Genomic DNA, 6,328 nt, shown 5'->3' on the forward strand with positions numbered 1-6,328 from the left:
GGTTTGAAGAGTGCATTTTATCGATTAAACGCAAGAATATCCGTTGTAAGATACTAAAGCAAGTCATGTGTAGTTATAATATACATCACGTATACTAACTTAGTTACACTTTTATGAGAACACTTTTTTGTTCTATATGCTGTTTATTTCTTTTCTATTGGAATGTAACCGCGCAGAATTCGGCCGATTGTAGAACGGCAATTCCCGTTTGTGCCGATCAACCTATAATGGGTCTGGCGGGTGGAACTGGTGATGTAGATGATTTTGACCCAGAGGTAATACTACAAACCGGGTGTCTTGAAAAGGGTAGTCTTTCTTCCGCGAATATTGAATTTAATACTTCTTGGTTTGTCTTTAGGGCAGGTACGGGTGGTCAGGTCGGTTTTGATATTGAAGCTTTGCCTTCATCAGGATCTACACCAACTGCTGAATGGGATTTTGCCGTTTATGGACCAGATGTTGATTGTGTGGATATCAGCAACGGTACGGCACAGCCAATACGTTGTAATTATGAAGTAAACGATACAAATTTTACAGGGCTTGGCGTAAACCCGCAAAATGGGGAAGAGGGGCGTGCACCGTTAACGGGTAGTCAAAATACATATGATGCGTATTTGGATGTTCAACCCGGAGAGATTTATTACATCTTAATAAATAATTTTGCAGATAACTTTACGGGTGATCCTGAGCCTTTTATGCTGACCTTTACAGGTAGTTCTGTAAATGATGATCAAGATACAGCTTTGGATTGTACTTTAAGAGATGAATTTTTAGGTTTGGATATTGTAGCTTGTGAAGGTGATGATCCTATTACTATTAGTGCGTTGAATTCACCTGCTGGAGCAGATATTGCAAGTGTGGAATGGACTGTGGATTATGAAGATGACGGCATAGTTGACGATACGCTTACGGGTACCGGTGATTTTGGTGCGGAATTGGTAGTTGAAAGCCCAAATACAGGTCGCTATTTTGCTTCCATTACCACAACAAGTGGTTCGCCTCCAACTGTGGCAGATGAAAGCGGAGTTTTAATAACATTTTTTGGAATACCAATTCTAGAACGCGTAGAAACATTGGATACCAATCTTTCTATTGATCCAGATCAAAATAATATTGAGTTTTTTGTACAGGGAGACGGTGATTATGAATATGCTATAAATAACGGTGAGTTTCAAGATAGTTCCGTTTTTAGAAATGTACCTCCGGGATTGAATACGGTAATCATAAATGATAAGAACGGATGTGGAATAACGGAACCAATTGAATTTTTGGTAGTAGGGTATCCAAAGTTTTTTACCCCTAACGGTGATAATATAAACGATACATGGAATATTCTAGGTATAGAGACTTTGATTGATCCTGTTGTATTTATTTTTGATAGATACGGTAAACTTTTAAAGCAATTAGGACCTACGGATACGTGGGACGGTAATTTTAACGGACAGCAAATGCCATCTACAGATTATTGGTTCAGGTTTGAGTATGGTGAAAGGGAGGATGATATGGTAGTGGCTAAAACGCGAAAAACACATTTTTCATTAAAAAGATAAACGAAAAAAGGGAGCTTCATGCTCCCTTTTTTTTATGTAATTTTTTTATTTCTTAAAAATTGATCGTATAGCTTAAAGTGGCGTTGGTGATTGTTCTATCGATCATAGTAGGTGTTGTGATACCTGCGTTAAAAAATCTTTCGCTGAAATCTTGTTCAGAACGACTAAGAGAAAAATCTAATTTACTACCACCAAAATTATAACCAATTCCACCAGAAATAGCATCTAAATCACCAATCGTGTTGTCATTAGCATAAGGGCTCTGTTCAAAACGATAGCCCGCTCTTAAACTTACTTGCTGAATTCTGTACTCGCCACCAATTCTAAAAGTAGATACGGCGCCAAGGCTACTGGCAATTTCTGAGTTTACAGTTTGAAAGCTAGGATCATTTGTTGGGCGTAATTCCGATTGTGAAAAATCTTGATACCCATAATCGAAACTTAATAAACCGTCTTTCGCAAAAATTACGGCTAAGCTACCTGTCAATTTACTTGGTGTTTTAACAGTGTACTCTTCAAAAAGATTTATTATGTTGAAGTTTATGAAGTTAATATCTTCATCTGCCAAATCAGAATTAATACGTTGAGAAGTGTTGTCCTCTAATCTGTACCATGTGGGTGATTGGTAGCTACCGCCTAAACGTACATTGTCATTAAGTTTTGCAATTGCTCCTAATGAAAATGAGAAGCCGTTTCCTTCTGTTTCTAGGTAATTATCAAACGTTGTTCTTTTTATTTCAGATTCATTCTCATAGCCATATTCAGTAAACTGATCAAACTGGCTATAGAATATACTATGAAAATTTAAAGAAGCACCTATATATAGATTGTCCCTATATTGAGAGGCAGCGTTAATTGTAAATTTACTGTTATAACCAGTAGTTCTTTTTGAAAAATCTTGATTAACAAAATCATAAATGGAATTACTGATATAGCTGGTGTTATTATCATCTTCGGTCTCAGGGTCTAGAATACCTCCATAATAACCTAAGAATGCTTGCTGGTCTCCAAATCCTTGAACTGCTCCAATATCACGATATGCTTCTTCTAAAAATTCACCATCTTGTAATAAAATAGACCCAAATGGTGTGCCGCCTGCATATTCTAGAAAATAGGTATCAATACCTTCTGTTGCACTTCCTGAAACATAATATTCGTTATCGAAATTGTTCAACAAATCATAATTGAAAGCTAAAGTAAATTTCTTCCAGTCAGAATTACTATCGGTGTTTTTAAAAACAAATGCACCACCTATTTGATTTAGCTCAATGTCATTATTCTTGGTTATTAAGGCATCGCCAAAGTACCGGGCATCATTATATGTATGGTAATTTGATCCTGAAATGGTGAAAAGACTATTATTGAATACCGCTGAACCAGCAGGGTTAATGTTTAAGGACGATAGGTCTCCGCCAAGGGCGCCAAACGCTCCGCCCATTGCTTGAAATCGGGCCGTACCTTGAAGGTTTTCTGTACCGTAACGTAAAACTTCATTTATGTTCTGTGCGCTACCAATGGTACATACTATTAAGGCTACGAAAGTTATATAGTTTTTCATATCAATATTTCAATTACAATAAATGTTCAATTTTAGTTTCTTCTACCGCCACTTCTTGAGGATCCAGAAGATCTAGATGAAGACCCGCTACTTGAACTTCTTGAGCTGCCTCCCGAACTTCTATATGAACTACTACCAGAGCTACTTCTGCCAGAGCTATAGCTGCTGCTTCTAGAACTACTTCTGCCAGAGCTGTAATTGCTACTTCTAGAACTACTACCTGAACTACGGTAAGACCTACCGCTTGAACCGGTTGAGCTTCTGCCAGAAGAATAACTCCTAGAGCTGCTGCCAGAGTTTCTGTAAGTTGAGGTTCTTGGTACCGCGACCCTACTGCTAGAACTTGATGTTCTAGGGCTGGTACTATATCTGCTACTATAATTTCTTGAAGAACTACTGCTGTACCTAGGGGTAGCTCTAGTACTTCTACTGGTTCTATATGCTCTATTTTGGTCAACACCAACAGTTCTTCTGCTTGTAGAATTGCCGGAATACGTTCTTGAGCTACGTGTATTGGCAGAACTTCTGGCTGTTGTTGATCTGCCGGTCGTAGTTCTATACCTAGACGAATTACCTCTTGTGTTTATATTGGAACGGCCTCTTGCCGCTGTAGAAGAAAGTCCGGTATTGTTAACGGTCTGTCTTGTGTAATTGCCTCTTCTGGAATTGTTAACGGCATACCGTCTATTGGAATATCTATTGTTATTGCGAAAATATCTGTTACCATAACCATACGCATATCCGAAGTTGTTACCATAAAAAGGCCTGTTCCAACCGTATCCCCAGTTGTTCCATCCAAAACCACCATAGCCCCAGTTGTTCCATCCAAAACCGAATCCGCCATAACCCCAGTTGTTCCATCTGTTCCAGCCCCAAGGTTGTCCCCATCCTGCTCCATAAAATCCGGGATAACCTACATTGTTCCAGCCCCATCCATAAAGATTGCCATAACCCCAATTGTTCCAACCATTATTATGAATGTAAATACTCACGTCAGAATTGTTACTGCCCCAGCTACCATAGCCTTCATAGTCATTTGCATTGGCATAATAGTCTGTCAATTGGTCTTCTTGAACTTCGGCATCAAGATTGTTGCTGGAATAAGAATCTACATCGGTAAATATTTCATCATCTAAAATTTCACCATACTGACTGGCTTTTTCGCCAAAATAATTGGTATAGGTGTCAGATTCAGAACTTACTTCTGTATTCTTTCTTTGTTCTGGTCTTCTTTCTACGGTAGCTGGTACTTCATCAGAATAAATACCATCATTGTCATAATAAGAAGATTGCTGGTATGATCCACAGGAAGTTATGAAAACGGCCAGGGTCACCAACATTGAAATGTTGCGAAGTTTGTTGTGGGGTAGCGAATATATCATCGGATTAAAATTATATTGTTGAACATATTAAAAATAACTAGTTTTACTCAATTATTATATAGTAATATTCACAATATTTGTGCCAAAGTCCAGATAATGAGTAAAAATTTGACGAAGAGAAGCGAGGATTATTCCAAATGGTATAATGAATTAGTAGTTAAGGCAGACTTAGCCGAAAACTCTGGTGTAAGGGGTTGTATGGTTATTAAGCCGTATGGCTACGGAATTTGGGAGAAAATGCAAGCTGGTTTAGATAAAATGTTTAAAGAGACTGGTCATGAAAATGCCTACTTTCCATTATTTATACCAAAATCATATTTAAGTAAAGAGGCAAGCCATGTTGAAGGATTTGCCAAAGAATGTGCGGTTGTAACGCACTATAGATTGAAAAACGCGGAAGACGGAAGCGGAATTATAGTAGATCCAGAAGCAAAATTGGAGGAGGAGCTAATTGTTAGGCCAACTTCTGAAACTATTATTTGGGATACTTATAAAAAGTGGATACAGTCTTACAGGGATTTACCGTTACTTATTAATCAATGGGCAAATGTTGTGCGCTGGGAAATGCGTACTAGATTGTTTTTAAGAACTGCAGAGTTTTTATGGCAAGAAGGGCATACGGCACATGCCACGGAAAAAGAGGCAATTGCAGAGGCCGAACAAATGATGAACGTTTATGCGGATTTTGCCGAAAACCATATGGCGGTACCTGTCATAAAAGGTACCAAGACAGAAAGTGAACGTTTTGCGGGTGCAATTGAAACGTATTGTATTGAGGCTTTAATGCAAGATGGTAAGGCTTTACAAGCTGGTACTTCTCACTTTTTGGGCCAAAATTTTGCAAAAGCCTTTGATGTGAAATTTGCGACAAAAGAAGGGGGTAAAGAACATGTTTGGGCAACTTCTTGGGGAGTATCAACAAGATTGATGGGGGCGTTGATCATGACGCATAGTGATGATAATGGATTAGTGATTCCACCAAAATTGGCACCCATTCAAGTGGTCATCGTACCTATTTATAAAGGATTGGATCAATTGGACAAAATTTCAGAAACGGTTAATCCTCTTGTAAAAGAATTGCGTACTAAAGGTATATCCGTAAAATTTGATAATAGAGATACGCACAAGCCCGGTTTTAAGTTCAATGAATACGAATTGCGTGGAGTGCCGGTAAGGTTGGCCATAGGACCAAGAGATCTTGAAAATGGCACGTATGAATTGGCGAGAAGAGATACGTTGCAAAAAGAGACCGTAGCCGCCACTGATGTTGTTGCCAAAATTGAATTTTTAATGGACGATATTCAAAAGAATATGTACCAGAAAGCACTTGATTATAGAAATAGCCATATTACTGAAGTGGATTCTTATGAAGAATTTAAAAAAGTTTTAAAAGAAAAAGGCGGATTTATTTCTGCACATTGGGACGGTAGTAAGGAAACAGAAGAACGAGTTAAAAACGAGACAAAGGCAACAATACGTTGTATTCCCATTGATGCAAAACAGGAAGAAGGTACTTGTATGGTAACCGGTAAACCTTCTAATAAAAGAGTATTATTTGCTAAAGCGTATTAATTTTTTCAAAAAAATATAAAGAGGTGTTGCGATAGTGAAAAATATTTGTATTTTTGCATCCGCAATTGCGCAAAGTATGGTCCGTTCGTCTAGGGGTTAGGACGCCAGGTTTTCATCCTGGTAACAGGGGTTCGATTCCCCTACGGACTACAAAATAACAATTTGGATGTATTTCCAAGTATTGACATAATGGTCCGTTCGTCTAGGGGTTAGGACGCCAGGTTTTCATCCTGGTAACAGGGGTTCGATTCCCCTACGGACTACAA

Annotated in this window: 4 protein-coding genes and 2 tRNA genes; 4 read left to right on the forward strand and 2 right to left on the reverse strand. The window is 38.3% G+C overall.

Annotated elements, in window-relative coordinates; all coding sequences use genetic code 11:
- The first annotated feature begins 113 nt into the window (after positions 1 to 113).
- Positions 114 to 1,550 carry a T9SS type B sorting domain-containing protein gene (locus tag PXC01_RS08125; protein WP_276471788.1) on the forward strand — a complete coding sequence of 479 codons (1,437 nt, stop codon included), beginning with the start codon at positions 114 to 116 and terminating at the stop codon, positions 1,548 to 1,550.
- Between the two features lie 52 nt (positions 1,551 to 1,602).
- On the opposite strand, the gene PXC01_RS08130 is transcribed toward PXC01_RS08125, so the two are convergent.
- On the reverse strand, positions 1,603 to 3,108 hold the full coding sequence (locus PXC01_RS08130) for an OmpP1/FadL family transporter (protein ID WP_276471789.1): 1,506 nt from the start codon (positions 3,106 to 3,108) through the stop codon (positions 1,603 to 1,605).
- Positions 3,109 to 3,140: 32 nt separating this feature from the next.
- Positions 3,141 to 4,490, reverse strand: coding sequence for a hypothetical protein (locus PXC01_RS08135; protein WP_276471790.1), 1,350 nt, complete (start codon positions 4,488 to 4,490; stop codon positions 3,141 to 3,143).
- Between the two features lie 96 nt (positions 4,491 to 4,586).
- Between PXC01_RS08135 and proS the strand changes: the two genes are divergently transcribed.
- The 3 genes from proS to PXC01_RS08150 all read left to right on the forward strand — a co-directional run bounded on the left by proS (position 4,587) and on the right by PXC01_RS08150 (position 6,325).
- Positions 4,587 to 6,062: a proline--tRNA ligase gene (proS, locus tag PXC01_RS08140; RefSeq protein ID WP_276471791.1), complete on the forward strand. Its 1,476-nt coding sequence runs from the start codon at positions 4,587 to 4,589 to the stop codon at positions 6,060 to 6,062.
- A gap of 78 nt (positions 6,063 to 6,140) precedes the next feature.
- Positions 6,141 to 6,212 (forward strand) — tRNA-Glu (locus tag PXC01_RS08145).
- A 41-nt stretch (positions 6,213 to 6,253) separates the two neighbouring features.
- Positions 6,254 to 6,325: transfer RNA gene (locus PXC01_RS08150), tRNA-Glu, on the forward strand.
- Positions 6,326 to 6,328 lie beyond the last annotated feature (3 nt).

Source organism: Maribacter huludaoensis, assembly GCF_029350945.1.
Lineage (GTDB): Bacteria > Bacteroidota > Bacteroidia > Flavobacteriales > Flavobacteriaceae > Maribacter > Maribacter huludaoensis.

Excerpts from the sequence above, each read along its gene's own strand:
- PXC01_RS08125 (WP_276471788.1), top strand. The coding sequence starts at position 114 with ATGAGAACACTTTTTTGTTCTATATGCTGTTTATTTCTTTTCTATTGG.
- PXC01_RS08130 (WP_276471789.1), bottom strand. The coding sequence starts at position 3,108 with ATGAAAAACTATATAACTTTCGTAGCCTTAATAGTATGTACCATTGGT.
- PXC01_RS08135 (WP_276471790.1), bottom strand. The coding sequence starts at position 4,490 with ATGATATATTCGCTACCCCACAACAAACTTCGCAACATTTCAATGTTG.
- proS (WP_276471791.1), top strand. The coding sequence starts at position 4,587 with ATGAGTAAAAATTTGACGAAGAGAAGCGAGGATTATTCCAAATGGTAT.